We start from the raw sequence: 26697 nt of genomic DNA on the forward strand, positions 1-26697 counted from the left end.
TCGCTGTTAACTCAATTGATTTGTAATTTCATACAAAGCAATAGCTAAGCTGTGAATTACATTCATTGATGAGTTTTTTCCAAACATGGGTATTGCGATACTTTTATCGAGTAAGTCTATATTGCTTATACCATTTCGCTCACTTCCAACCACCAAAGCAATTTTTGAATACACTTTAAAATCAAAATCTTGAATTGCAGTGCTATTGTCTGTAATTTCTAAACCAACTACCAGTACACCATTTTTTTTAAGGTTCAGTATCAGGTCGTTAAAATCTGAATATCTAGTATGTTCTATTTGATCTATTGTGTTTCTCGATGTTTTTTGAATTTTTCTATTTTGTAAATTGGCAGAGTTTTCATGAAGGTATATCTTCTCAATACCAAAAGATTCTGCAATTCTAAAACACATTCCAATATTTTCAGGAGTTCGTATGGCATCACAAACTATTGTTATTGGAAATTTTCTTTTGTTGTTTACGGTCTCGTTATGTGTAAGCTGCTTCATCTAACTTTGTAATGCTAAAACATATTTTTTAGGTGTAGTTCCATATTTCTTTTTAAATGCTGCAATAAAATGGCTAGAAGTGCTGTAGCCAACTTTTAATCCGACCTCATTGACATTGAATTTATTGGTCTCTAAAAGTTTACGTGCTACTTCCATTTTGTAATCAAATAAAAAACTATACACAGTATCACCATAAATTTGTTTGAATCCTGTTTTTAATTTTTTTAAATTTAAGTCCACATCATTGGCTAAATCTTGTAAGCTTGGCGGCTCTGTCATATTTGCAATAATAATGTCTTTGGCTTTTCTAATTTTAAGCACATTGTGCTCATCAACTAAGAATGGGCATTGCTCAATGTCAGCTTCACCACCATGATTAAAATACAAACTTAATAATTCATAAATCTTTCCTTTCAAATAGAGTTTTTCTAAGGAGCTATTGATATTGAAATTAGTTATTTGATTTAGAACAACAGATAATGCAGGGGAAGTTACCTTGGTGTCATAATATTTTTTATCTCTATTATCATTCGTTAAAAAGTGAATAAAATCGGCTTCTTGCGAAAATAGCGAATGGAATTTTTTAATAGATATAAAGAGTGAAATTACCCATGACTTGGAGGGTAAGTCTAAATTTAAAGGTAAATCTGTTTGAGGATTGTATAGTAATAATGAATTGTCATCAGCGATATCAAAACTGTAATTTCCATTGTTAAATAAGAATTTTGAAGATCCTTTTAAACAGAAATGAAATTGGATGTAGCTACTGTCAATATCATGTGTAATTGTTTGAATATCATTACTTTCATTCAATGATTTAAGCAAGTGAATACCATCTTCAACTTCATTTTTTAGAATGGGACTTTCTGCGTTATTTTTTAAATCAATTTTAGGCATTTATCAAAATTTTATTATTTAGAATAGTTCTAAATTGGGCACGTTAAAATAGCATTAGTAGTAGCAAATATAGGGTTTATAATTAATTTTAAGCTTTTAGTAGTCTAAAAAACGTGAAGCGATATAAATAATCCTTTCAGCGTTGTTTTTATTCATATACTAATTATATTTTTGCTCCGATTGAAAAAATATGCAACGTTATAACATTTCCAAACATCATACTTTTTACTGTATTGGCTTAAGCTATGAAAAGGCAAATGCTGAAGTTCGTGGTCGTTTTAGCTTAACGGAATCTGCTAAGGTAGATTTGTTAAACGAAGCGGCGGCTGATGGTATAGAAGAATTAATGGTAATCTCAACATGTAACAGAACCGAAATATATGGTTTTGCAGCACACCCTTTTCAGCTCATTAAGTTACTATGTAAACACTCTAATGGAACCATTGAAGAGTTTGAAAAAGTAGCCTCTATTTATAAGAATAATGATGCAATTGATCATATTTTCCGAGTTGGAACTGGATTAGATAGTCAGATATTAGGTGATTTTGAAATTATTGGACAATTAAAGAAAAGTGCTTCACAATCTAAAAAATTAAATTTATTAAAGACTTTTTTAGATCGTTTAATAAATAATGTAATTACAGCAAGCAAACGTGTAAAAACCGAGACAGAAATTTGTTCTGGTGCCACATCGGTGTCATTTGCATCCGTTCAATATATACTTAATAATGTTCAGCAAATTTCAGATAAAAATATTCTGTTGTTTGGTACAGGTAAAATAGGTAGAAATACTTGCGATAATTTAGTAAAGCATACACATAACAAACATATAACTTTGGTTAATAGAACTAAAGATAAAGCATTGGAGGTAGCAGGAAAATTTGATGTTACAGTTGCTGATTTTACAAATTTAGAGTCAGAAATAAAAAAAGCCGATGTTTTAATTGTAGCCACTGGAGCTCCAATACCTACCGTTACAAAAGCGATATTATCTAATGATAAACCATTATTGGTTCTAGATTTATCCATACCCAAAAATGTATCAAATGATATAGAAGACCTAGAGAATGTGAATCTAGTTCATTTAGATGATCTCTCTAAAATCACCGATGATACGCTTAAAAATAGAACTGCACAAATTCCACTTGCAGAAGGAATAATAGATGAAATTAAAAAAGAGTTTAAAGCTTGGTTAGAAACACGTAAATTTGCTCCAACTATAAAAGCTTTAAAATTGCGATTGGAAGAAATCAAATTGGAAGAGATTAATTTTCAAAGAAAAAAAATAACTGATTTTAATGAGCAACAAGCTCAATTATTATCAGATAGGATTGTTCAGAAAATTACAAAACAATTTGCAAATCATTTAAAAGATAATGATTCTAATTCCGATGAAAGTATCGCATTAATTTCAAAGGTTTTTCAGCTGAAAAATTAACAATGGACAAAATAATTAGAATAGGCACTCGTGATAGTGAATTAGCGATGTGGCAAGCAAAAACCGTACAACATCAATTAGAATATTTAGGTTATAAGACCAAATTGATTTCTATAAAAGCTACGGGTGATTTAGTTTTAAATAAACCCATTTATGAAATGGGTATTACCGGCGTATTTACGCGAAACCTAGATATTGCAATGCTCAATGATGAAATTGATATTGCAGTACACTCGCTCAAAGATGTGCCTACTATTCTACCAGAAGGTATTGTGCAAGCTGCTGTTTTAAAAAGAGGGCCATCTGAAGATGTATTGATTTTTAAAGATAATGAGGAGTTTATGGCTCAAAAAGATGCCATTATTGCAACCGGTAGTTTACGACGTAAAGCTCAATGGTTACAGCGGTATCCTTCTCATAAGGTCGTTGGTTTAAGAGGTAATGTAAATACTAGGTTACAAAAAATAAAAGATAATGAAGATTGGAATGGTGGTATTTTCGCTGCCGCAGGATTAAAGCGTATTGGTATTGAACCTGAAAATTTAGTAACACTGAGTTGGATGATTCCTGCCCCGGCACAAGGAGCAATTATGATTTCTGCTCTTGAAAAAGATGAGTTTGTTAGAGAAGCTTGTGGTAAGTTAAATCATGAAGAAACTGAAATCTGTACCAATGTAGAGCGTAAGTTTTTAAACCTGTTAGAAGGCGGGTGTTCAGCACCAATAGGAGCTTTATGTTACATAAACGATGAAGAAATTACCCTAAAAGGGATTATTCTAAGTGAAGATGGTACGAGTAAGAAAGAAATAAATAAAACCGTAAAACTTAGAAAGCATATCTATTTGGCTCAAGATGCTGCAGAGTTTATTATAGATAGAGGAGGTAAAAAGTTGATGTCCAATTTTGATAAATTCGAAAAGAAATTTACACTATGCTCAACTAAAAAGTTAACGGTTAGTCAATCAAAATTGGTGCATGAAGATATTAAGGTAGATGATAGCGATTTTATAAAAGTAAGATTTAGTAGAATACCACAACCAGTATTGAAAAAAGAATTGGAAAATGTGATAATTACCAGTAAAAATACAGTGGAGTCACTTGAGACTAATTTTTCTTTACCTGAATTGCAGTTTAAAAACATTTATTGCGTAGGTCGTAGAACCAAAGCGTTGGTTGAGAAAAAAATTGGTCCAGTTAAATTAACGGCTAAAAATGCAAAGAAATTAGCCCCACTTGTTTTAAAAGATATAAAAAGTAAAGAAGTAACTTATTTTACGAGCAGTTTACGCTTAGACGAATTGCCAAGCTTTTTGGAAGAAAATGATGTGGTTGTTAATGAAGTTGAGGCTTATAAAACCATGTTAAGTCCTTTAAAAGTTGAGGATGACACTGATGGGATTTTATTTTATAGTCCGTCAACTGTGCAAAGTTATATGAAAGGAAATAAAGCGATTGGTATTGCTTTTTGTATAGGAGAGACGACAGCCTTAGAAGCGAAAAAATATTTTGACGAAGTAAAAGTAGCTTCTTTACCCACTGTTGAAAGTGTTATAGAGCTCGCTAATTTACACTTCGCAAAAAACTAGCATACACTAAAAGGTAGTCACTTAATTACCAAAGTATTTAGTGTTTGTAAGCCTTGTATCATGTTAATACACAAGTAATGTTTAGAACCCGAAGACTTAGAAAATCAGAAAATATTCGCAGATTAGTTAGAGAAACAAAATTGTCTGTTGATGATTTAATCTATCCACTTTTTATTGAAGAAGGTGAGAATATTGAAAAAGAAATTGTTTCAATGCCTGGCATAAAACGTTTTTCACTCGATCGAATTTCAAAAGAATTAGACGCCGTTGTTTCTTTAAATATTCCAGCAGTTTTGTTATTTGGAATTCCCTCAGAAAAAGATGATGAAGGAACGGAAACTTGGAGTGATCAAGGTATTATTCAAAAGGCGGTACGTTTTATAAAAAAGAATTATCCAAAATTATATGTAATTACTGATGTTTGTTTTTGTGAATATACTTCGCACGGACATTGTGGTATTTTACATGATAATGATGTTGATAATGATGCTACTTTGGTCAATATAGCCAAGCAGTCTATTTCTCATGCAAAGGCTGGAGCTGATATGATTGCACCATCTGGAATGATGGATGGAACGATTGCAATGGTGCGAGAAGCTCTAGATAATTCAGGGTTTTCAAATTTACCCATTATGGCCTATTCAGTAAAATATGCTTCCGCTTTTTATGGTCCTTTTAGAGATGCTGCAGATTCTGCACCAAGTTTTGGAGATCGTAAAACCTATCAAATGGATGCCGCTAATAGAGATGAAGCTATGCGTAAAGCTACGTTTGATGATGAAGAAGGGGCAGATATTCTTATGGTAAAACCAGCATTATCTTATTTAGATATTATACGAGATTTAAAGAATAATTTTGACAGACCTATAGCATGCTACAACGTGAGTGGTGAATATGCAATGATAAAAGCGGCAGGAGAAAAGGGTTGGATTGATGAAGAACGAGTAATGATGGAAAGCTTATTGTCCATGAAAAGGGCGGGAGCAGACATAATTATTACCTATTTTGCCAAAGAAGTTGCCAAAATATTAATAAGAAAGTAATGAGTATTAGAATTTCTATTGTATTGTTTTTAGTTTTTGGTTCATTATATGCTCAAAAAACAGAAAAAAAAGAAGTTTTACATCCAATATATGGAAAGGCAACTGAAGAAAAAATTTACAGCGATGATGGAAAACTTTTTAATCAACTAATTTATACCAACGATACAACCTATACGCAAGGTAATTTTGAAAAAGGTGAATGGAAAAATTACTATAAAAACGGCAAAATTAAAGCTAAGGGAGCGTATGTAAAACCAATGAAACGTGATTTTTTTGGAAGACGTTTTGTGAATAAAACAGGAGAATGGTTGTTTTATACAGAGGATGGGAAATTAGCTGAATTATTTAATTTGAAGGATAATAAAAAAAATGGAGCGTATATAACGTACCATACCAAAGGTACAATATCAGGAAAAGGTCAGTACAGCAAAGGGGAGTTAAATGGCTTAGCAAAGAAATTTTTTAAAAATGAACAATTACATAGAGCTATAGAGTATAAAGATGGAATGGTTTTTAATGTAAAGGAGTTTTATGATATCAATGGAAAAGAAATAGATTTTGGTACTTTAAAAGATGGTAAAGGTACTTTAAAAGTTTATGATTTGTCATCTGGAGCATTTCTGGAAACGATTACAATTAAGGGAGGGGCTGTTGTAAAAGAGTAACTGTATTATAATCTCAAAAGCAATTAACAAGGTAAAATCCTTTAATTTATAGAGATATAAGAAAATAAATTATTCAATTTAAGTTGAATAGAATATAAAAACAAATGGACTTTAAAAATTCAGAAAAACTATATAAAAAAGGATTAAAACATTTAGTGGGTGCCGTAAATTCTCCAGTTAGAGCTTTTGCTTCTGTGGGTGGTAATCCTTTATTTATTAAAAAAGCAAAAGGCACAGTTATTACTGATGTTGATGGTAATGATTATATAGATTATGTTTTGTCTTATGGTCCAATGATATTAGGTCATAGACATAAAAAAGTAGAAAAGGCAATTAAAAAGGCCTTAAAAAACGGATATACTTTTGGAGCCTCTACAAAAAATGAAATTAAGCTTGCTAAAATAGTTTGTGATGCTTTTCCAGGAATGGATAAAGTCCGATTTGTAAATTCAGGTACGGAAGCTGTACTAAGTGCATTGCGTTTGGCAAGAGCTTACACAGGTAATGATAAAATCATAAAATTCGCTGGCTGTTACCATGGGCATTCTGATGCCTTGTTGGTTGCAGCAGGTTCTGGGTTAGTGACATTAAGTTTACCAGGAAGCAAAGGAGTACCAGAAGGAGCCGTTAAAAATACTTTAATAGCAAACTATAATGATTTAGAAAGTGTAAAAGCACATTTTGAAAAGCATGATGATATTGCTGGGGTTATTATAGAGCCCATTGCTGGTAATATGGGAGTGGTGCTTCCTCAAGGTAATTTTTTAAAGGAGTTAAAAGCGTATTTAGAAACTAAAAATGCCTTGTTGATTGTTGATGAGGTAATGACTGGTTTTCGTTCTAAATTTGGTGGAGCACAAGAATTGTTAGGCGTGGAAGCTGATATTACTTGCTTAGGTAAGGTTATTGGTGGTGGTTTTCCTGTAGGTGCTTATGGGGCAAGAAATGAAATTATGGAAATGGTCTCGCCATTAGGAGCTATGTATCAGGCAGGAACGTTAAGTGGAAATCCAATTGCTATGGCAGCGGGAATTGCGACACTTACAGAGTTGAAAAAACAAAATCCCTATCAAAAATTCGATGAAATTGCGGCTAGACTAGAACAGATGTTAAGAGAAAAGGCAAATAAGCATGGTGTCGACATTGTTGTCAACCGATATGGCTCTATGATTAATCCTTTTTTTAAGAGAGGTGTAGTTACGAACTTTGAAGAAGCACAAGAGTCAGACACAAAAAAGTTTGCCGTATTTTTCTGGGAGTTGGTTAAAAATGGTATATTTTTACCGCCCTCACAATTTGAAGCATGGTTTTTATCATCTGCTTTAAGCGAGAAAGATCTAGAGCAAACAGAAAATGCAATTGATAAAGCCATGGAAGCAGTGGCAAAACAATAGTAATTAGACCTAAGTTACATTTATAATGATAAAAAACGATTTGTTTTTAAGAGCCTTAAAAGGCGAAACAGTTGACCGTCCTCCGGTTTGGATGATGCGTCAAGCAGGAAGATATTTACCAGAATTTATTGCCATTCGTGAAAAATACGACTTCTTTACAAGATGTCGTACACCTGAATTGGCAAGTGAAATTACAGTACAGCCAATTAGACGTTATGGAATGGATGCTGCTATTTTATTTTCAGATATTTTGGTTATTCCACAAGCAATGAATATTGAAGTGGAAATGAGACCGAATTTTGGGCCCTATTTACCAAATCCGGTAAGAGATCAAAAAGGCGTAGACGAGGTAATTGTACCTGATGTAAATGTAGAGTTAGATTATGTTATGCAGGCCATAAAAGCAACAAAAGAGTTGTTAAATAATGATATTCCATTAATTGGTTTTGCAGGGTCTCCATGGACAATTTTATGTTATGTAGTGCAAGGTCAAGGAAGTAAAAATTTTGATAAAGCCAAAGCTTTTTGTTTTACACAACCATTAGCTGCACATCAATTGTTGCAAAAAATAACAGATACTACGATTGCTTATTTAAAAGCAAAAGTGAAGGCAGGTGTTGATGTGGTTCAGATTTTTGATTCTTGGGGAGGAATGTTATCTCCGGTAGATTATCAAGAGTTTTCTTGGCAATACATCAATCAAATCATTGAGGCCCTAAAAGATGACGCTCCGGTTATTGCATTTGGAAAGGGTTGTTGGTTTGCTTTAAGTGAAATGGCAAAATCAAATGTTAGTGCATTAGGTGTGGATTGGACAATTACTCCTCAGAATGCCCGTTACTTATCTGGAGGAAAAATTACATTACAAGGTAATTTTGATCCGTCAAGATTATTGTCACCCCCTGCAACCATTAAAAAAATGGTGCATCAAATGATAAATGATTTTGGTAAAGATAAATATATTGTTAATTTAGGGCATGGAATTTTACCCAATATTCCGTTAGATAATGCGAAAGCATTTATTGATGCGGTAAAAGAATATGAATTTAATGGATAAGTTAGAGTTTATCAAATTAGTAAATAAAGGAAATGCTTGGTCATTTATTCTTTTATTTATTAGGCATCCATTAAGTTTTGGCCCCGCATTATTAGCAACGTATCAAACTGTAAAAGTTTCTGATGAATTGTATGGTAAATTACATCATAAAAATAATGTTACCAATGCTTTTAGGCATGCACTTTGGAATATATTAATTGCAAAAAAATGTTCTAGATGGCGTGGTAATACAAGAAGAGCAATACGTTTTGCTCAGCAAGTAACGGATTGGCACGAAGAGTTTTCACCTAATGAGCCCTTAGAAAAAGAAATGGATTCTCATAATAACCATGTAGGTAGAAAAATATTTATTCAGAATGACGAGCGGAATACACAGCAATTTATTGATGTTTTAATTGAAAAAGTAGCTGAAGCAAAAATGATTTATTCTGTAGAAGATATTAAAAAATATAGTAATGATTTAGTCTATATAGAAAAGTTAGAGGATTGATTTTGACACGTAATAATGCTGTAAATGATAAAGAATATTTTTAAAAGCATTCAGGCATATACCCAATCTTTCGGTTTAATTTCTAAATTAAAACTTTGGAAATATTTCTTCATCCCTATAATAATAAGCATTTTTACAGCATTGATAATTGGGTTCTTAGCCTATACGTTATCAGATAACATCGGTTACTATATCGCGAAGATATGGAGATGGGAGTGGGGCAAGGAAACTTTTACAACAATAAGTAGTTTTATAGGAGGGTTATCAATTGCCGTACTTGGATTGATTTTGTATAAACACATCATCATGGCATTATCGGCTCCTTTTATGAGTCCCGTTTCAGAAAAGATTGAAGCCCATCTTTCCGGAGTGCCATTATCAGAAATTCATCACCATAGAGAAACAACTTTTAGTAATCAGTTATGGAGAGGTATCAGAATAAATGTTAGAAATCTAGGTAAAGAACTACTATTTACTATTCCTATTTTGTTATTGAGTTTTATTCCGGTAATCAACATTTTTACAACAATAGTGCTCTTCTTAATTCAGGCTTATTATGCTGGTTTCGGAAATATGGATTACACATTAGAGCGTCATTTTAAATATAAAGAAAGCCTACTTTTTGTAAAGCAAAATAAAGGTTTGGCTTTAGGTAATGGTATTGTATTTATGTTATTTTTGATGATTCCTGTGATAGGAATTATTTTAGTGTTACCTTTTTCAGTTACAGCCGCTTCAATTGGTACAGTTACCCGTATAAATGAAAATAGTCTAATCTCAAATAATAAAACTAAGTTTTAATGATTGCACAATTTGATGGTTTTGAAGTTAGCAAAATACACAGCGGAGATGCATGGAAAATTTGCGACTTAGTGGTGTCCAATTCAGAACGTTTAAAACGATACTTTCCAAGTACATTAGCCCAAAATCTGAACCCTACTCTGTCTCAATTATATGTTGAAAAAAAAGTGAAGGAATTTCAGCAAAAACAAGAATTTATTTTTACCCTAAAAAATTCAAACAATCGTGAACTTGTTGGTATAATAGGGATTAAAGAATTAGATTGGGAGAAGAAACAAGGAGAATTTGCGTATTGTATTGGTTATGCTAATGAAGGTCAGGGATTAACATCAAAAGCAGTTAAAGCATTATTAATTTATGCATTTACAACCTTAGGATTAGAAACCTTGCAGATTATTTCACATAAAGACAATTTAGCAAGTGTTAAAGTGGCTGAGAACTGTAAATTTAACTGGATTAGAACACTTGAAAATGAATTTACTCCTGTTGGTGAACAACCAATTGATATGGAATTATATGAAGCCTATATTGGGCGTTTTGAAAAAAATAAATAATATCAATTAATATAAATTGGAAGAAGTTGATATTAGTTTGTTTAGAATAAAGGATATGAAAGATAAGTTTTACAATTACATACAGAAGTTACAAGACACCATAACTTCTAAGCTTGAAGAAGTAGATGGTAATGCTACATTCAAAGAAGACCTATGGAGTAGACCAGAAGGTGGTGGCGGTAGAACAAGAGTCATAGAAAATGGTGATGTTTTTGAAAAAGGAGGAGTTAATATTTCAGCCGTCCATGGCGAATTGCCTAAAACAATGCAACAGCATTTTGGAGTGGAAGAAGCTAATTTTTTTGCATGTGGATTAAGTCTCGTGTTGCATCCTAAAAATCCTTTTGTACCAACGGTTCATGCTAATTGGCGGTATTTTGAAATGTATAACAAAGATGGTGAAATTGTCGATTCTTGGTTTGGTGGTGGGCAAGACCTAACCCCATACTATTTATTTGAAGAAGATGCCACACACTTTCATCAAGTATGTAAAATAGCATGTGATACCCATAACACTGAATTCTATCCTAAATATAAAAAACGCTGTGACGAATACTTTTACAATACCCATCGCAATGAGGCTAGGGGGATTGGAGGTTTGTTTTTCGATTATTGTAAACAAACAGAGGTAATGTCCATGCAAAACTGGTATAACTATGTAACTGAAGTTGGAGATAGTTTTTTAGAAGCCTATGTACCTATAGTAGAAAAACGAAAAGAATTACCCTATTCGGAAGCACAACGTAAATGGCAAGAAATTCGACGTGGACGTTATGTAGAGTTCAATTTAGTGCATGATAAAGGAACTCTTTTCGGATTAAAAACGAATGGACGTATAGAGAGTATTTTGATGAGTTTGCCACCACATGTACAATGGGTATACAATCATACGCCTGAGAAAGGTAGCGAAGAAGAAAAAGTCCTTAAAGTTTTAGAAAACCCTAAAGAATGGGTATAGTTATTTCCAGATTATTGACTTTTTAGTTACTTCTTTAATAGCTCCACTAATATGAAATAACCTTGCTTTAACAAGCATTTTTCGACCTTCTAAATGTCTTGTGTAAAAGACGTTAGACTTGCCCATATGATCACTCCAATTTTTTAAGAAAATTTCACAACGTTCCTTTTTATCGCCAAATAGTTGTGGTACTGGAAAGTAGTTTTGAATATCTAACTTCTTACGATACCAAACATCTTTTACAATTACATAGCGTGGGTTTTCAATAGGTTGTAACATTTCGTTCAAGGCATTGATAAACAAAGTGCTTTCTATCTGGTTTGCACCTTGGATGGAGCAAGTAACATCTCCTTGATGTAGTAAATCTGTAATTATTTTAATCGTTGATTTCTCTGTGGTAAAATGGTGTAATTCATATAAGGTGTCCATAATAGCATTTGCCATTTTCTCTATGTCCTTATGAATTATACCATATTGTAAATACAACTTTATAGCTTTATAAGCTTTTTGCCCAAAATTAAGTCCTAAAAAGGCTAGCGTAGTATACACAAAATAGAGTACGCCTTTGCTAATAAGTAAATGTAAATTTTTTAATAAAAACTCAGGTAAGAAAAAAGAGAGTGTAATAGTCAGTTCTACAAAGGTGTATTTTACCGCGTCGTTAAAATAGATTTTCTTTTGTTTTGGATAAGGCTTTTTACCTTGAAAATATAGCTTAATTTCTCTACCTAATTTATTCCCTGTGAAAATGGCTGCATTCCATTTTTTAGAAATATCCTCACGTTTACTTGCAATTTCTAAGGTGTTGATGTTTATGGAATCAACATTTTCAAGTGTAATGTTTTTAGGTAAAGCCAAACGTTCAAAACCATTTGAAATATAGTTTTCTTCTGTATTTGATATTCCCAAAAAAGCATCAAACCTTCGTTTTAGTATTTCTAAATCTCTACCTCCGTCTTTAATGGTAGGATCTATGCACGCTAAATGCCAAATATTACCTGTTTTTGAGGGGTTATTAATTTGAGATCGAATTGCTCGCCCACGCATTTGATTTGAGGTTACGAACGAACCAACAAAAGATGCCAATATTAAGGTGTTAATTGCAGGAGCATCCCAGCCTTCTCCAAGCAATGACTTTGTGCCTACAAGTATTTTTATTTTTCCCTTTTCAAATAAATTGGTAATAGCGGCTACCAAGTGACTTTTTGAACTTGATTTTCCAGAAATGATTACATATTCTGCATCGCACTCTAGTGGCTTTATCGTATAATCATCTTCATTTTCATATAAATAAAATTCAGCCAATAGATTCGCATGGATAATGACTAAACTTCCTGATAAAACAGCAAGCATATGTTTATTTTCGATAGAGACCCTTAAGTTTTGGAAAATAGGTACAACACCAAGTTTATTAATGCTTTTAATGATGTTTTTGGGTGTGTTTAAAAACTCATTTCGTATGTAATCAGTAAGTATTACACTTTGTAATTGGTTACCAAGGTGCTGGAATTCATGATCAATAATCTTCACAATACTTTTTAATTTACTAGGGCTGCTAAAGAGCGATTTGTAAATACGATTATTACCAATGAAATTTACTTTATTATTATCAAGGATGTTTAACTTTTTAAGTCTTTTTTCAATAGTTAAAAGATAAGCTTCGTAATCAAGTAGGTTTAATCGATCATCTAAAATGTTTTGTAATAATAGTTCAACCCAATCATTTGTAAGGGGAGGAATTTCAACATCTTTTTCATTTTCAAAACCTAATATTTGAATTTTTTCGAATGGGATAATTTCTCCAGTAGATTTTAGGAAAATTATAATTGCAGAAAAGAATTCGGGATTGCCATACAATTCATCAATACAGCGAGATGGATCTTTATAAAAACGATGGTCTTGTAAAAATAATTTAAAAGTTTCGTCTGTTTTTAATTCATCGATAAATGCAGCAATTTCCTTTCGGAAATTAACAATGTAATTAATCTCTATATCGCTCGGCTTAGATAGATAGACATAGTCTTGGTGTGGGCATAAATTTTGCTCTTTCACTAAATCAGGAGTCGCAATTTCATCATCTATTTCGCCACAAAGCTGAAAGTATTTTGTGATTTCTGATCGGTCACTATCATAGGGTGGGGTAGCAGTAAGGGCAACAATGGTATGTGATGAACTTTGTTTTAAATCGTATAGGCATTTCCACCAGGCATTTTTTAAATGATGAGCTTCATCTAATACAATGGTTTCAATGCCATTGGTTTTAAAATAGTTAAAATAGTCTTCTTTGTTTTCAAAGGTTTTGTAAAAACTATGTAATGATTGATAAGTAGAGAAAGTGATTTCATATAATGATTTAATATCAAAAGATACTGATTTGAAATTTTTATCTGTGGTAAAAAAATGTTGTAGTCTATCTTCCCATTGATTTCTTATCGTTAACGTAGGTGTAAGTACTAAGGTCTTTTTACCAATTCTTTTTACTATTTCTAACCCTAATACTGTTTTTCCAGAACCTGGTGGAGCAATAACATGAAAATGGTCATCAGAAATATGAGTAGAAAAATTAGTTAAAAATTTTTCTTGATAACTTCTCCATGGATATATAAAGTTTAATTTTTTAAAAAGATTGGTTTGCAAGGGGGTAATTTTAAAATTTTTCAAAGCTATTACAATAAACGACAAACAAATGCGTTCTATTGACTTAATTTGGCAGTAATAAATCAATTTTTGTAGCATAATTCTTGAAAAAAGTAAAAACCCCTTTATTCAGGTGTTCTTAAAACTAGAATTGTATTTAGATTTGTCTCAACTAATAAACAAAAACCATTAAATTATGAAAAGAGTATTTTTAAGCTTAACAATGATTGCAGCATTAACATTAACATCTTGTAAAGAAGAGGCAAAGAAAGATGCAGCAGACGAAACAAAAACTGAAGAAGTTGCTACAACTGATGAAAAAACTGAAGAGGCACCAGCTGCTGAATCAACAGATGGAGTACCAAGCTTTAGTGATTCAGATGTACAAGCTTATGTTGATAGTTATGAGTCTTATATAGCCGACTATAAAAAAGCTGTAGAGAGTAAAGACATGACTGCTTTTGCTGACTTAGGTAAAAAAGGTCAAGATTTAGCTACTAAAGCTCAAGAGGTTTCTGGTAAAATTACTGGTGCTGATGCTGAAAAGCTTACAACTTACATGACTGCTAAATCAGAAGAGTTACAAGAACTTACAAAAAAGATGATGCAATAATTAGCATTTAAACATATTTATGGACCGTCTTGGCAATTGCTAAGACGGTCTTTTTTTTACGTGATGATTTAGTATTAAATTCCGAATTAGTAACTTTGCCTCTTATTTTTTATACCTTTGCAGGACTCTAAAATTTGTTTACTAGATGGCTAAATTTGAACTTAAATTGCCTAAAATGGGCGAAAGTGTTGCAGAAGCAACAATTACATCATGGTTAAAGGAAGTAGGTGACACTATTGAGCTAGATGAAGCAATTGTTGAGATTGCAACAGATAAAGTAGATTCTGAAGTGCCAAGTGAAGTTGAAGGCATTTTGGTTGAAAGGTTATATGATGTTGATGCTGTTGTAAAAGTAGGAGAAACACTTGCTATTATAGAAATTTCAGGAAATGGAGCAACAGAAGATGTTACTGTGGCAACAAGTGCACCTGAAGTAAAAACTGAAGAGCCTCAGGAAGTTAAAGCTATTGAAAATGCTATTGCCGAAGTAACAGCTGTAAAAGAAGCTGTTGCTGCCATTGGAGATTCACCAAGCGGTAAATTCTATTCACCTTTAGTGAAAACGATAGCTATAAAAGAAAATATTTCAATGACGGAATTAGAATCCATCGTTGGAACCGGTAAGGATAATCGAGTTACTAAAGATGATATTCTTGCCTATATAGAAAATAGAGGAAATACACCTGCAAATGGTGTTGAAACCAAAACAATTGCGACTGCAACACCAGTTCACTCTCAGAAACCAGTAACACCTGCCGCTCCAGTTTCTGTTAATGGTCAAGATGAAATTATAGAAATGTCCAGAATGGGTAAATTGGTTGCTCAGCACATGGTAAATTCTGTGCAGACTTCAGCTCATGTACAGTCATTTATTGAAGTTGATGTTACTAAAATTGTAAACTGGCGTAACAAGGTTAAAGATAGTTTTCAAAAAAGAGAAGGAGAAAAAATAACCTTTACACCTATTTTTATGGAAGCTATTGCTAAAACCATTAAGGATTTTCCGATGATTAATATTTCGGTTGATGGTGATCGCGTAATTAAAAAGAAAAATATCAATTTAGGCATGGCTGCTGCCTTGGCAGATGGAAACTTGATTGTCCCCGTAATTAAAAATGCCGACCAGTTGAATTTAATGGGTATGACCAAAGCGGTAAATGATTTAGCTTTACGGGCTAGAACAGGTAAATTAAAACCAGACGATACACAAGGAGGTACTTATACGGTTACAAACGTAGGTAGTTTTGGTAGTGTAATGGGTACGCCTATTATCAATCAACCACAAGTGGCAATATTAGCATTGGGTGCTATACGTAAGGTACCTGCCGTTATTGAAACCTCTGAGGGTGATTTTATTGGTATACGGCATAAAATGTTTTTATCACATTCTTATGATCACAGGGTGGTTAACGGTGCTTTGGGGGGTATGTTTATACAACGTGTTGCTAAATATTTGGAAGAGTTTGATGTAAACAGGGAGTTTTAGATTAATTACTGATTTACCTATAAAGTATAAAAAAGCTGGGATTTATTCTCAGCATTTTTTTTGATGTAAAATTAATATTGTTTTAATTTTAATTATTAAATTTATTCTAAATGAAACAATATATGGATGATAAAATTTTTTGTAAAAGAATTATTACATCTTAAAATTTATTACATCTTTATACTTTAAAGTATAATTTTCACCAACTAATTTATACAAATTGACCTTGAAATAAGTTTTTTTAGGTATTATGGATTTATAAAATCTTAAGATGGTATAATCATCTTGAATTACTTTGTTTAATTCTCTGAGTTTGTAAAAATTCACATTATCCACACTATAAAGTAAATTGACTAACCATTCTTCATTAGGGTTGCTTTTGAAAATGAAATAATAATACTTACTATCATTCTTGATTTTAGGAATATCAGAGTAACCAACCTTGAACCATATTGGATTAATAAATTTAGATTCATTAAATTCTTGTAATGATAATGGTTTATCCAATAATTGCCATTTGTTTTTTTCGGGATAGTGAGTTATTATAGCTCTTTCAGGTGCCATGTCAAAATAAAAATCTGACACTTCTTGGTTTAATGAAGTTCCCCAAGTCGAATCAATTAGTATCCATTTTCCATTTAAATTAATGGCATTCCAAGCATGAGTATAATCTGAGTCATATCTTAGGTCAACATAATGATTTCTTTCATCTCTAATGTATCCTGAAATAATAACTGATTCAATGCCTAGTTCAGTTAAAAACCATTCGTATAATTTTGAATAGCCGTAACAAACTGCTTTTTTCATTTCAAAGATTTGTCTCGGGTAATAATTATAAGAATATTCATTATTATTCTCACGTAAAGAAGATTTTTTTTCTAGTAAGTTATCATCATACTTGATGTTTAGTCCAATCCAATAATAGATAAACTTTGCTTTTTCGATACTATCCGTAAATTTTGCATTTGTAAATGAAATTAAATCGGACATGTCTAGATTTTTTTTTGAGATTTCAAATGCTAAATCTCTAACTCTATTTGTTTGAGAGAAAGAAGAAATACAGAAAAGAAGGAATAATGTGAAAAAATATCTATTCATAATCGTTATTAGCAATGTTGTTAACCCAATTTTATTCAATTCTTTGTAAGTAGAAGAGCTATTAAATTTATTCAAAATTAAATAAGAAATCAAAATGTTAAATAATATGATTTCTTGTTACAAATTGTATCTTTGGTTTTTAAACATTCTACTTAACCAATTACCAAAATATTTCTAACAAGAATTATGGAATTAAAACTAAAAAAACCTATTGTATTTTTTGATCTTGAAACAACAGGAATCAACATTGCTAAAGACCGTATTGTGGAAATTTCAATATTAAAAGTGTTTCCAAACGGTAATAAAGAAAGTAAAACGTGGTTGGTAAATCCTGAAATGGAAATTCCTGCTGAGGTGGTTGCTATTCATGGTATTACCAATGAAAAAGTGGTAACAGAGCCTACTTTTGCAGAATTAGCTAAAGAAATTAATCAATTGATTGATGGTTGTGATTTGGCTGGTTTTAACTCAAATCGATTCGATATTCCGTTATTAGCTGAAGAATTTTTGCGTGTCGGTATAGATTTTGATATGAATAATAGAGTAGGGGTTGATGTACAAGTGATTTATCATAAAAAAGAACAACGTACCCTAAGTGCTGCCTATAACTATTATTGTGATAAAGATTTGGAAAATGCTCATTCGGCAGAGGCAGATACTAATGCAACCTATGAAATTTTAAAGGCACAATTAGACATGTATGATGATTTAGAAAATGATGTGAAATTTTTACATGAATTTTCTACACATAATAAAAGAGCTGACTTCGCAGGTTTTATTATGTTTAATGATAAAGACGAAGAAATTTTCACCTTTGGTAAATATAAAGGTAAAAAAGTAGCAGAGGTATTAGCAAAAGACAAGGGGTATTATTCTTGGATTCAAAATGCTGATTTTCCGCTCTACACAAAAAAAGTATTGACAGGTATTAAATTACGTAGTTTGAATAATAAATTATTTTAATAAATAAAACCATGTTTATAGAATTTGATATGTTGGCAGACTCCTCAAGAGTATGGGTTTATCAAGCAGACAGAACATTAAATCAATCTGAAGTTGATCAAATTTCAGAGTATTTGAGGAATTTTGTCAATAATTGGAAACGCCATGGTGATGATTTATCGGCCTCTTTTAAAATTGAATACAATCAATTTATTATTTTGGCTGTTGATGAAAACGTAAATGAAGTTTCAGGCTGTTCAATAGACAGTTCAGTACATATCATCAAAGAAATTGAAAAGGCTTTTGATGTTGATTTATTAAATAAAATGAACGTTTCTTTTAAAGATGGCACTAATATTAATACTGTTGGCTTAAATGATTTTAAGAAGTATGTTGCCGCAAATAAAATTAATGCTAATACTATTGTTTTTAATAATATGATTAATTCTAAAGCAGATTTGGCATCTGCTTGGGAAGTTGAAGCAAGCAAAAGCTGGCACGCCAAATTTTTAGTCTCTTAAATAATTTGAATATAAAATATATTACGCTTTTATGAATATCAGAATTCTCCCTTTAATTTTTGTTTTTTTTATTACTTTTATTAATGCTCAAGAAGAAAGTCCTTTAGATAAAAAGGATACCTATGGGCAAAATATTTGGGTAGATAGTATTATGAAATCAATGACCATTGACGAAAAGATTGGTCAACTTTTTATGATACCAGCATATTCTAACCGAGACGCTCAACATGAAGCTGATGTTACTGAATTGATAAATAAATACCATATTGGTGGATTGGTGTTTTTTCAAGGTACTCCTGAAAAAGAAGCGAAGATGACCAATAATTTTCAGAAAATTTCAAAAATTCCTTTAATGCTTGGTTTTGATGGAGAATGGGGACTAGATATGCGACTGGATAATACCTATCGTTTTCCTTGGAATATGACGTTGGGGGCTATTCAAGATGAAAGTTTAATAGAAGAATTTGGTGAAATGTTAGGTAAACACCATAGCCGTTTGGGTATTCATGTGAATTTTGCTCCAGTGGTTGATGTTAATATAAACCCTGCTAATCCGATAATCGGGAACCGTTCTTTTGGTGAAGATCCTAGAAATGTAGCGTCAAAAGCTGTTGCGTTTACTAAAGGTATGCAAAGCCAAAATGTATTGGCGAATGCAAAACATTTTCCAGGTCATGGAGATACAGATGCAGATTCTCATTTGACATTACCTACAATACCATTTTCAAGACAAAGATTAGATTCTGTAGAATTATATCCTTACAGAGAATTGTTTAAAAACGGTTTGGCCAGTATTATGGTTGCACATTTAAGTGTACCAGAATATGAACCTAATACGGCATTACCTTCTTCTTTGTCCAAAAGTATTGTAACTGATTTGTTGAAAGAAAAAATGGGATTTAAAGGCTTAATTTTTACGGATGCCTTAAATATGAAAGGTGCTGCAAATTTCTCTAGTCCGGCTGAAATTAACCTAGAGGTTATAAAAGCAGGTAATGATATTTTATTGATGCCTTTAGATATACCTGAATCAATTACAAAATTAAAAAAAGCGGTCACAGATAGTGTGATAACCACCAAACGTTTGGACGAATCTGTTAAAAAGATTTTGAAAGCTAAATACTGGGCAGGTTTAAATAATTACAAACCCATTGAGTTGAAAAATTTAAATGAGGATTTAAATGGACGAGATGCTGAAGTTTTACATTATAAATTAGTAGAAAATGCAACTACGTTATTAAAGAATGAGTTGGACTTGTTTCCTGTAAAAGATTTGGCTGAAGCCAAAATTGCTTATGTTAAATTGGGTGATGACGATAATACTACTTTTATCAACAGGTTAAATGATTATACGCAAGTAGATGTAGTTTCTGGTAAAAACCTTAATGATGTTATCAAAAAATTAAAAGACTATAACTTGGTAATTATAGGTTATCATAAATCTAACGAAAGTCCTTGGAAGGGTTTTAAATTCAGTAATAAAGAATTGGTTTGGTTACAAGAAATTGCAAGAAATAATCGTGTTATTTTAGATGTATTTGCAAGTGCTTATAGTTTACTAGACATTAAGACGTTTACCAATATTGAGAGTGTTTTTGTTTCTTATCAAAATAGTATCATTTCTCAAGATATATCTGCTCAGCAAATATTTGGAGCGTTAAGTGCAAAAGGTCGCTTGCCGGTTTCTATTCATAATGATTTTAAAGTGGGGTCTGGTATAAATTCTAGTAATTTATACAGATTGTCTTACGGAGTACCTGAAAGTGTGGGTATGGATACTAAAAAACTAGAACGTATAGATTCTTTAGCTCAAGAAGTTGTAAAAGAAAAAATGGCACCAGGCATGCAAGTGTTAGTAGCAAGAAGAGGGAAAGTAATCTATAGAAAAAGTTTTGGATATCACACCGATAAGCAAGAAACTAGAGTTCAGAATACCCATTTATATGATTTGGCTTCAATCACTAAAATTTTAGGAGGTTTGCCACTAATTATGAAAGCGGAAGAGGAGGGTAAGTTTAATTTAGAAACACCACTTGCTAAATTATTTCCAATTTTAAATAATACGGATAAAAAGGATATTAGTGTAAAGGAAGCTTTGTCGCATTATGGTCGCTTACGATCGTGGATACCCTATTATCTAAAAACGATGGATAGTGCTACTAAAAAACCGTCTGACAAGTTTTATAGACATGCGAGTTCAAAAGATTTTTCTATTAAAGTAGCCAATAAACTGTATCTAAGATCGGATTATAAAGATAGTATGTATCAGGCAATTGCAGATGCTCCTTTATTGACAAGAAAACGATATAAATATAGTGGGCTCGTCTTTTATCTATTTAATGATTATTTTACAAAAGAATATAAACAAACGATGGATGTATTGGATGATACCTTTTTTTATAAACCTTTAGGTGCTACTACATTAACGTATAATCCGTTAAAGAAATTTTCTGAAAAAATAATAGTACCTACTGAGCGTGATTTGTATTTTAGAAATCAGTTATTACGTGGTTATGTACATGATCAAGGTGCGGCCATGTTTGGTGGCGTTAATGCTAATGCAGGTTTGTTTTCTAATTCTAATGATGTTGCCAAAATGATGCAAATGTACATGCAAGAAGGTTATTATGGAGGAAAGCGATATTTTAAGGCAGAAACATTGAGAATGTTTAACAAAAGATACTATTCAAAAAACAACGTTCGCAGAGGTTTAGGTTTTGATAAGCCTCAATTAAACCCAAAAGTAAAGGCATCTTGTGGCTGTGTTTCACCAAAAAGCTTTGGGCATAGTGGTTATACAGGAACGTATACTTGGGCAGATCCTGAGAGTGAACTGGTATATGTATTTTTATCAAATAGAGTGTACCCAACTGCTGGAAATTCAGGTTTGGTAAAGCATAATATTAGAACCATTGCTCAACAAATTATACAAGATGCTATTGTAAAGGAGTAGATTCGATAGTTTATCTTTTGTGGTGTTTTGATAAAAATTAAAAAACTATGAAAAACGTATTATTGTTACTTTTACTTGTAACTATAAATAGTTACGGACAACAAATTAAAGGTGTTGTTTTAGATCAGATAAGCAACAAACCCTTAGAAAATGTTAATGTCTATATTAAAAATATAGAGAAGGGAACTACAACTAGTAATCAAGGTGAATTTTTCATAGAATCAAATAAATCTTTTAATAAGAACGACAGTATTAGTTTTTCTTATGTGGGGTATTTTACAGCAAATTATTCGCTTGGTAGCTTTTCTAATGGTAAAGTAACAATTCATCTTAAAAGGAATACGGAACAACTTAACGAAGTAAATATTTCAGTTGAACGAAAGCTAAAATATAGTTTAGAATTTAATGAGTTAACCTCAGTAAATAATGGTATTCACTCTTTTGGCTCTGTTTTGGTTAATGGTAAAATTTATATTATTGGAGGAGATAAATCTTATCTTATGAACCAAAGTCTAAGAGCCTTGGAAATGGAAAATCCTGGACGTCTTTTTAAAGATATAAATGCTTCGTTTGAAAAGTACGATAGTAATCTTAAAATTTATGATATTGAAAAGGATGAATGGACATATCCTGAATTGCAATTTAGAGAACGTGCGTATCACAATTTAAATTATTTTGAAGGTAAAATATACATTCATGGCGGTAAGCGATTATCAAGGAATAGAAAGCTAGAATATTTAGATGATAAAATTGAGCGTTTTGATATAAAAACAAATGAAATTTTAATAGATAATTCTAATCCGCATCAAGCTATCAATGCAGCTTCTTTTGTATTTGATAATAAGCTTATTGTATTAGGTGGATCAACTAAAGTAAAAACAAGTGGAACTAAAATATATAGCAATAAAACACATGTTTATAGTTCTGAATCAGGGTATTGGTACGAATTAAATGACATGCTGTTGGGTAAAGAAACAAAGGGGGTTTTAGTTAAGAATAATTATTATCTATTTGGAGGGTATAAAGATAATGTTCTAAACGCTGTTGAAACCTTAGACTTAATATCTGGAAAATGGAAAGAAGTTGGTAAATTATTTGAAAGAATGGAAAGACCTGGTTTAGCTACGGACGGTTCTGTCATTTATATTTTTGACGATAATGTGTTTGCAACGTATAATACTGAAACAAAACAATTGAATCAATACCACATCAATTTAAGATTAAAGTCGCCAGAAATGTACTATTATAAAAACAAGTTATATATTCTAGGAGGTTCTGTGCCAAGTAATTTTAGTAAACTGTCTTCGCCAAAAGTTTTTAGTATTGATCTGAAAGATTTAGAGAGTACAAAAATTAATAAGTATAAGAAATTTGATTATTAGTATTATACATTTATTTACTTTTAGCCAATAGTAAAACTAATAAAATACTTGTTACTAGATATAGTAAAGCAACTTGGCTACCAAAAAAATGATGAACTAATAAAGTTTGTAAACTATAAAATAAAGGAAATGCAGTAATACCTATTGCGAACTTTGTACTACTTACAAATTCTGCTTCTTGTATTTTAGGTTCAATGGCTTTGTAAATTAACATTGGTATAAAACTGTTTAAAGTAACAATACGTTTTAATATTTTCCAATAAATAGATGTATCCTTATCATTTAAATTCTTGGTACTACTTTGTTTTTTAAAATCGGAATGTAATATTTTATTATTAACAATTTCGGGCTGTAAAAAATTGACGCCACCTAATTTTTCTAATGTTTCATCATAATTTTCAATTTCAATATGTGTTGTCAATTCCTTCATTTTTTCACTAACAACATCTTTTAATTTTTGGGCAGAGCTGTTAAAATCATTTTTGTCATAAAAATCATTAGCTAGTACGGGTTTTCCATAATATATAGAAACACTTTCTCCGAATTTGTCAGCATTGGTATAATTCAATCCTACGGGAATAATGAATAGTTGAACGTTAGGGTGCTTTTCAAAAACACCAAAGGCAATTCTTGTAAATCCTTTACTTAAAGGTCTAACCCACCGTCTAATATCATGTGTGCCTTCTGGGAATATGAGTAAAGATCTCCGTTTGTTAAAAAGATCAAAGCAATAATTAAAAATAGCTTCGTTTTTAGCTAATGCTTGTTTACCATCTCTTAACCGATAAATTGGTAGCATATTTACAGTAGATAAAATCCACTTAACAAGACCAATTTTAAATGCACTAGCTCTAGTTAAAAAATGAATGTCTCTTGGTGAGGTTGTGGCAATGAGCAATGGGTCAATTAAAGCGTTTTTATGGTTGGCGACCATTAGGACGGCTCCTTTTCTGGGGATATTACTCTTGCCTTTTACTACTATTTTTTTATAGTAAAAGAAAAGCCCTGTACTTATAGAAACCTTAACTAATTGATACCAAATTCGTTTCAAAATCACGTGGTTATTTTAGTTGTTTTTAATGACCAATAATAGGCAAGTCCCAATCCAGAAGCTATATCCCAAATACCCCAAAAGGCAATGCAAAGAGCCATTCCACCCAAGCCAAGATCGTTAAAGAAATTAAAATATAATAATAAACCTAAACCTGAATTTTGAATACCTGTTTCTATAGCCAATGTTTTTTGATCATAATAATTGAGACGCATTGCTTTAGCGAAATAGAATCCTCCAAGATACCCCATAATATTATGAAAAATAACAATAAAAAACACGTAATGGATGTATTCAGAAAAGACATCAAGATTTTGTGAGAATGCAATTATTATAAAAATTAAAAATATAACAATAGAAACGGGTCTTAATATTTTTGCCAGTTTAAACGCTAAGTTCTTATAGTATTTGCGAGTTAACATCCCTAAAATTAGCGGGACTCCTAAAATAAGGGTAACCAATTTAGCAAGCGTAAACGGATCTAATTGAACTGTTCTTAATATTTGTGAAGTAGGTTCGTATAGATTGCCCCAAAAGGATAAGTTAATTGGTGTCATTAATACGGCAACTAAAGTAGCAAATGCAGTTAAGCTAACTGATAATGCAGCATTACCACCTGCTAATTGTGTCATAAAGTTAGAGATATTACCACCGGGACAGGCGGCAACCATAATCATTCCTAATGCAATACTCGGTGTAGGATTTATGAAGTAAACTAAAATAAATGTTATTAAAGGGAATAACACAAATTGACTAAAAATACCAACTAATACAATTTTTGGATTTTTAAATAAACGTTTAAAATCATCAATTGTAATACCTAACGCAACACCATACATAATGATGGCTAAGGTAATATTCAGTACCCATAGTCCACCACTATCAAAGTTTATTTGAACTTTGTCAACATGTTCATTGATGTTAATGTTTAAAAACATATTCAATAATATTAGCACCCATTTGCAGAGCTTTTTCTCGCACAGGTGCTGGGTTGTTGTGTACGACTTCATCTTCCCAGCCATCACTTAAATCACTTTCGTAATCATAAAAAAGAACTAACCTTCCTTCTATAAATAAACCAAAACCTTGTGCAGGTTTACCGTCATGTTCATGTATTTTAGGTAAACTTTTAAACGTATATGTCTGATTATAAATGGGATGGGTATATGGAATTTCTTGTAATTTAGATTCGGGAAATAATTTTTCTAGTTCGGTCCTGATATATTTATCTAATCCATAATTATCAGAAATGTGTAAAAAGCCTCCAGAAGTCAAATATTTTCTTAAATTTTCAATGTCACTATCGTCAAAAAAGACATTGCCATGCCCCGTCATAAATAAAATGGGGTAATTAAAAATATCAATGCTATTGGTTTCTACTGATTCAGGCTTTTCAGTAATAATTGTATTTATATTTTCGTTACTAAATTTTATTAAATTAGGTACTGCCGTGGGGTTTGCATACCAGTCTCCTCCTCCTTTATATTTTAAAATACCAACTTCTTGTGCATAGACAGAAGCATTTAAAAATAGGAATAAAAATAAAAATCTAAGCATAAATTACGAAACGTGTATCTACAAATCTATTAATTTTTTGCTTAACTCAATGTTAATAAGGGAATATTGTTTATTGTGGTAACTTTTGTATTTTTGTTCTTCTAAATTTATAAACTAAAATAAAATGAACTTTTCAAAGAAAAATCACGATTTCCACAAAACAAATAGAAAATTTATGAGTAAAAATCAAATTTTTAAAGTTGCTACAGTACTATTTATAGGATTAGCAATGGTAGGATGTAAAGATGCAAAAAATAAAACGGAAGCTTCAGAGGCTGAGGAGGTTGCAAAAACTACAGGAGAAGCAGTAGTATATAAAGCAGATGCTGATGGTTCAACTTTAGCATGGAAAGGAGCTAAATTAACGGGTACACATAATGGTACTATTAAAATGTCTGATGGTAGTTTTTCAGTGCAAGATGGTAAACTTGTAGGAGGTAATTTTATCGTTGATATGAATTCTATAACAGTCTTAGATATAGAAGATGCCGAAAAAAATGGTAATCTAACTGGGCATTTAAAAAGTGAAGACTTTTTTGATGTGGAAAATCATGGTAGTAGTGCTTTTGCTATAACAGGAGTTGAAGAAAAAGATGGTAAAACTTTTGTAAAGGGTAACTTAACAGTAAAAAATATAAAGAAAAACATTGAGTTTCCAGCAGTAATTACTGTTAGTGATACAGAAGTTTCTTTAAAAAGCGAGCCTTTTACGATTGATAGAACAGAATGGGATATCAAATACAAATCTGGAAAATTTGCTGACTTAGCAAAAGACAAATTAATTGAAGATAATATTGAACTTCAAGTTGAGGTAAAAGCATCAAAATAATTTAATTAGTTTTTAACTGATTTTCACGTAAAAACTATTCAATATTAAAAAAGCATCACAAACCTGTGATGTTTTTTTTTGCGTAAAGATTGTCCCGTCCTGAAATAGCGATGCACTAAAACTATAGTGTAATGAAAACAATAGCAAAGACGGGTTACGTAAAGCGTAGCCAAAAAGATTATTCGCTTTCTTTCAAGCTTCAGTTGGTTGAAGAAATTGAATCTGGCCAACTTAATAG

Annotated in this window: 24 protein-coding genes; 17 read left to right on the forward strand and 7 right to left on the reverse strand. The window is 31.6% G+C overall.

The window, feature by feature from the left end:
* Positions 1–6: 6 nt before the first annotated feature.
* Together JBL43_RS12750 and JBL43_RS12755 are read right to left on the reverse strand one after the other, a co-directional pair.
* Positions 7–507 carry a TrmH family RNA methyltransferase gene (locus JBL43_RS12750; protein WP_198841790.1) on the reverse strand — a complete coding sequence of 167 codons (501 nt, stop codon included), beginning with the start codon at positions 505–507 and terminating at the stop codon, positions 7–9.
* Positions 508–1404 carry a helix-turn-helix transcriptional regulator gene (locus tag JBL43_RS12755; RefSeq protein ID WP_198841791.1) on the reverse strand — a complete coding sequence of 299 codons (897 nt, stop codon included), beginning with the start codon at positions 1402–1404 and terminating at the stop codon, positions 508–510.
* Positions 1405–1594: 190 nt separating this feature from the next.
* Here JBL43_RS12755 and hemA point away from each other — a divergent pair, with 190 nt between their 5' ends.
* The 10 genes from hemA (at position 1595) to hemF (ending at position 11390) form a co-directional block, all read left to right on the forward strand.
* A complete protein-coding gene (gene hemA, locus JBL43_RS12760) occupies positions 1595–2842 on the forward strand; it encodes a glutamyl-tRNA reductase (protein WP_198841792.1) in 1248 nt (415 codons plus the stop codon).
* Positions 2843–2844: 2 nt separating this feature from the next.
* Positions 2845–4428, forward strand: coding sequence for a hydroxymethylbilane synthase (hemC, locus tag JBL43_RS12765; protein WP_198841793.1), 1584 nt, complete (start codon positions 2845–2847; stop codon positions 4426–4428).
* A 77-nt stretch (positions 4429–4505) separates the two neighbouring features.
* Positions 4506–5471, forward strand: coding sequence for a porphobilinogen synthase (hemB, locus tag JBL43_RS12770; protein ID WP_198841794.1), 966 nt, complete (start codon positions 4506–4508; stop codon positions 5469–5471).
* Positions 5471–6136, forward strand: coding sequence for a toxin-antitoxin system YwqK family antitoxin (locus tag JBL43_RS12775; RefSeq protein WP_198841795.1), 666 nt, complete (start codon positions 5471–5473; stop codon positions 6134–6136). The genes hemB and JBL43_RS12775 overlap by 1 nt, the downstream gene beginning before the upstream one ends.
* Before the next feature lie 104 nt (positions 6137–6240).
* A complete protein-coding gene (gene hemL / locus JBL43_RS12780) occupies positions 6241–7530 on the forward strand; it encodes a glutamate-1-semialdehyde 2,1-aminomutase (RefSeq protein ID WP_198841796.1) in 1290 nt (429 codons plus the stop codon).
* 25 nt (positions 7531–7555) lie between these two features.
* Complete coding sequence (gene hemE / locus JBL43_RS12785; protein WP_198841797.1) at positions 7556–8587, forward strand: uroporphyrinogen decarboxylase; 1032 nt, start codon at positions 7556–7558, stop codon at positions 8585–8587.
* On the forward strand, positions 8580–9077 hold the full coding sequence (locus JBL43_RS12790) for a DUF6973 domain-containing protein (RefSeq protein WP_198841798.1): 498 nt from the start codon (positions 8580–8582) through the stop codon (positions 9075–9077). The genes hemE and JBL43_RS12790 overlap by 8 nt, the downstream gene beginning before the upstream one ends.
* Before the next feature lie 24 nt (positions 9078–9101).
* A complete protein-coding gene (locus tag JBL43_RS12795; protein WP_198841799.1) occupies positions 9102–9878 on the forward strand; it encodes an EI24 domain-containing protein in 777 nt (258 codons plus the stop codon).
* Complete coding sequence (locus tag JBL43_RS12800; RefSeq protein ID WP_198841800.1) at positions 9878–10432, forward strand: GNAT family N-acetyltransferase; 555 nt, start codon at positions 9878–9880, stop codon at positions 10430–10432. Before JBL43_RS12795 ends, JBL43_RS12800 begins: the two co-directional genes overlap by 1 nt.
* A 55-nt stretch (positions 10433–10487) precedes the next feature.
* Entirely contained in the window at positions 10488–11390 is a 903-nt protein-coding gene (hemF, locus tag JBL43_RS12805; RefSeq protein ID WP_198841801.1) for an oxygen-dependent coproporphyrinogen oxidase, read from the forward strand.
* On the opposite strand, the gene JBL43_RS12810 is transcribed toward hemF, so the two are convergent.
* On the reverse strand, positions 11391–14027 hold the full coding sequence (locus tag JBL43_RS12810; RefSeq protein WP_233098769.1) for a DEAD/DEAH box helicase family protein: 2637 nt from the start codon (positions 14025–14027) through the stop codon (positions 11391–11393).
* Positions 14028–14223: 196 nt separating this feature from the next.
* Here JBL43_RS12810 and JBL43_RS12815 point away from each other — a divergent pair, with 196 nt between their 5' ends.
* Complete coding sequence (locus tag JBL43_RS12815) at positions 14224–14640, forward strand: hypothetical protein (protein ID WP_198841803.1); 417 nt, start codon at positions 14224–14226, stop codon at positions 14638–14640.
* A 145-nt stretch (positions 14641–14785) separates the two neighbouring features.
* On the forward strand, positions 14786–16126 hold the full coding sequence (locus JBL43_RS12820; RefSeq protein ID WP_198841804.1) for a dihydrolipoamide acetyltransferase family protein: 1341 nt from the start codon (positions 14786–14788) through the stop codon (positions 16124–16126).
* A gap of 153 nt (positions 16127–16279) precedes the next feature.
* On the opposite strand, the gene JBL43_RS12825 is transcribed toward JBL43_RS12820, so the two are convergent.
* Positions 16280–17116 carry a transglutaminase domain-containing protein gene (locus JBL43_RS12825; protein WP_198841805.1) on the reverse strand — a complete coding sequence of 279 codons (837 nt, stop codon included), beginning with the start codon at positions 17114–17116 and terminating at the stop codon, positions 16280–16282.
* Positions 17117–17410: 294 nt separating this feature from the next.
* Between JBL43_RS12825 and JBL43_RS12830 the strand changes: the two genes are divergently transcribed.
* Genes JBL43_RS12830 through JBL43_RS12845 form a run of 4 tightly spaced genes read left to right on the forward strand, consistent with a single transcriptional unit; the run spans position 17411 to position 23022 of the window.
* Positions 17411–18187: a 3'-5' exonuclease gene (locus JBL43_RS12830; RefSeq protein WP_198841806.1), complete on the forward strand. Its 777-nt coding sequence runs from the start codon at positions 17411–17413 to the stop codon at positions 18185–18187.
* An 11-nt stretch (positions 18188–18198) separates the two neighbouring features.
* On the forward strand, positions 18199–18687 hold the full coding sequence (locus tag JBL43_RS12835) for an ABC transporter ATPase (protein WP_198841807.1): 489 nt from the start codon (positions 18199–18201) through the stop codon (positions 18685–18687).
* 31 nt (positions 18688–18718) lie between these two features.
* On the forward strand, positions 18719–21640 hold the full coding sequence (locus JBL43_RS12840) for a serine hydrolase domain-containing protein (protein WP_198841808.1): 2922 nt from the start codon (positions 18719–18721) through the stop codon (positions 21638–21640).
* A gap of 47 nt (positions 21641–21687) precedes the next feature.
* Positions 21688–23022 carry a carboxypeptidase-like regulatory domain-containing protein gene (locus JBL43_RS12845; protein WP_198841809.1) on the forward strand — a complete coding sequence of 445 codons (1335 nt, stop codon included), beginning with the start codon at positions 21688–21690 and terminating at the stop codon, positions 23020–23022.
* A 10-nt stretch (positions 23023–23032) separates the two neighbouring features.
* Here the strand turns inward: JBL43_RS12845 and JBL43_RS12850 are convergent, their stop codons facing one another.
* From JBL43_RS12850 to JBL43_RS12860, 3 genes are read right to left on the reverse strand one after another with little or no spacing between them, the layout of a single operon-like run.
* A complete protein-coding gene (locus JBL43_RS12850; RefSeq protein WP_198841810.1) occupies positions 23033–24073 on the reverse strand; it encodes a lysophospholipid acyltransferase family protein in 1041 nt (346 codons plus the stop codon).
* A 2-nt stretch (positions 24074–24075) separates the two neighbouring features.
* Positions 24076–25011 (reverse strand): bile acid:sodium symporter family protein, encoded by a 936-nt coding sequence (locus JBL43_RS12855; RefSeq protein WP_198841811.1) that lies wholly within the window; start codon positions 25009–25011, stop codon positions 24076–24078.
* Positions 24995–25630, reverse strand: a complete 636-nt coding sequence (locus tag JBL43_RS12860) for a DUF4159 domain-containing protein (protein WP_198841812.1) — start codon at positions 25628–25630, stop codon at positions 24995–24997. Before JBL43_RS12860 ends, JBL43_RS12855 begins: the two co-directional genes overlap by 17 nt.
* 175 nt (positions 25631–25805) lie before the next feature.
* Between JBL43_RS12860 and JBL43_RS12865 the strand changes: the two genes are divergently transcribed.
* On the forward strand, positions 25806–26459 hold the full coding sequence (locus tag JBL43_RS12865; RefSeq protein WP_233098770.1) for a YceI family protein: 654 nt from the start codon (positions 25806–25808) through the stop codon (positions 26457–26459).
* Positions 26460–26697 lie beyond the last annotated feature (238 nt).

It is taken from the genome of Aureibaculum flavum, assembly GCF_016406085.1.
Classification (GTDB): domain Bacteria; phylum Bacteroidota; class Bacteroidia; order Flavobacteriales; family Flavobacteriaceae; genus Aureibaculum; species Aureibaculum flavum.

Coding starts and splice junctions, on each gene's coding strand:
- JBL43_RS12750 (WP_198841790.1), bottom strand. CDS start 507: ATGAAGCAGCTTACACATAACGAGACCGTAAACAACAAAAGAAAATTT.
- JBL43_RS12755 (WP_198841791.1), bottom strand. CDS start 1,404: ATGCCTAAAATTGATTTAAAAAATAACGCAGAAAGTCCCATTCTAAAA.
- hemA (WP_198841792.1), top strand. CDS start 1,595: ATGCAACGTTATAACATTTCCAAACATCATACTTTTTACTGTATTGGC.
- hemC (WP_198841793.1), top strand. CDS start 2,845: ATGGACAAAATAATTAGAATAGGCACTCGTGATAGTGAATTAGCGATG.
- hemB (WP_198841794.1), top strand. CDS start 4,506: ATGTTTAGAACCCGAAGACTTAGAAAATCAGAAAATATTCGCAGATTA.
- JBL43_RS12775 (WP_198841795.1), top strand. CDS start 5,471: ATGAGTATTAGAATTTCTATTGTATTGTTTTTAGTTTTTGGTTCATTA.
- hemL (WP_198841796.1), top strand. CDS start 6,241: ATGGACTTTAAAAATTCAGAAAAACTATATAAAAAAGGATTAAAACAT.
- hemE (WP_198841797.1), top strand. CDS start 7,556: ATGATAAAAAACGATTTGTTTTTAAGAGCCTTAAAAGGCGAAACAGTT.
- JBL43_RS12790 (WP_198841798.1), top strand. CDS start 8,580: ATGGATAAGTTAGAGTTTATCAAATTAGTAAATAAAGGAAATGCTTGG.
- JBL43_RS12795 (WP_198841799.1), top strand. CDS start 9,102: ATGATAAAGAATATTTTTAAAAGCATTCAGGCATATACCCAATCTTTC.
- JBL43_RS12800 (WP_198841800.1), top strand. CDS start 9,878: ATGATTGCACAATTTGATGGTTTTGAAGTTAGCAAAATACACAGCGGA.
- hemF (WP_198841801.1), top strand. CDS start 10,488: ATGAAAGATAAGTTTTACAATTACATACAGAAGTTACAAGACACCATA.
- JBL43_RS12815 (WP_198841803.1), top strand. CDS start 14,224: ATGAAAAGAGTATTTTTAAGCTTAACAATGATTGCAGCATTAACATTA.
- JBL43_RS12820 (WP_198841804.1), top strand. CDS start 14,786: ATGGCTAAATTTGAACTTAAATTGCCTAAAATGGGCGAAAGTGTTGCA.
- JBL43_RS12825 (WP_198841805.1), bottom strand. CDS start 17,116: ATGTCCGATTTAATTTCATTTACAAATGCAAAATTTACGGATAGTATC.
- JBL43_RS12830 (WP_198841806.1), top strand. CDS start 17,411: ATGGAATTAAAACTAAAAAAACCTATTGTATTTTTTGATCTTGAAACA.
- JBL43_RS12835 (WP_198841807.1), top strand. CDS start 18,199: ATGTTTATAGAATTTGATATGTTGGCAGACTCCTCAAGAGTATGGGTT.
- JBL43_RS12840 (WP_198841808.1), top strand. CDS start 18,719: ATGAATATCAGAATTCTCCCTTTAATTTTTGTTTTTTTTATTACTTTT.
- JBL43_RS12845 (WP_198841809.1), top strand. CDS start 21,688: ATGAAAAACGTATTATTGTTACTTTTACTTGTAACTATAAATAGTTAC.
- JBL43_RS12855 (WP_198841811.1), bottom strand. CDS start 25,011: ATGTTTTTAAACATTAACATCAATGAACATGTTGACAAAGTTCAAATA.
- JBL43_RS12860 (WP_198841812.1), bottom strand. CDS start 25,630: ATGCTTAGATTTTTATTTTTATTCCTATTTTTAAATGCTTCTGTCTAT.
- JBL43_RS12865 (WP_233098770.1), top strand. CDS start 25,806: ATGAGTAAAAATCAAATTTTTAAAGTTGCTACAGTACTATTTATAGGA.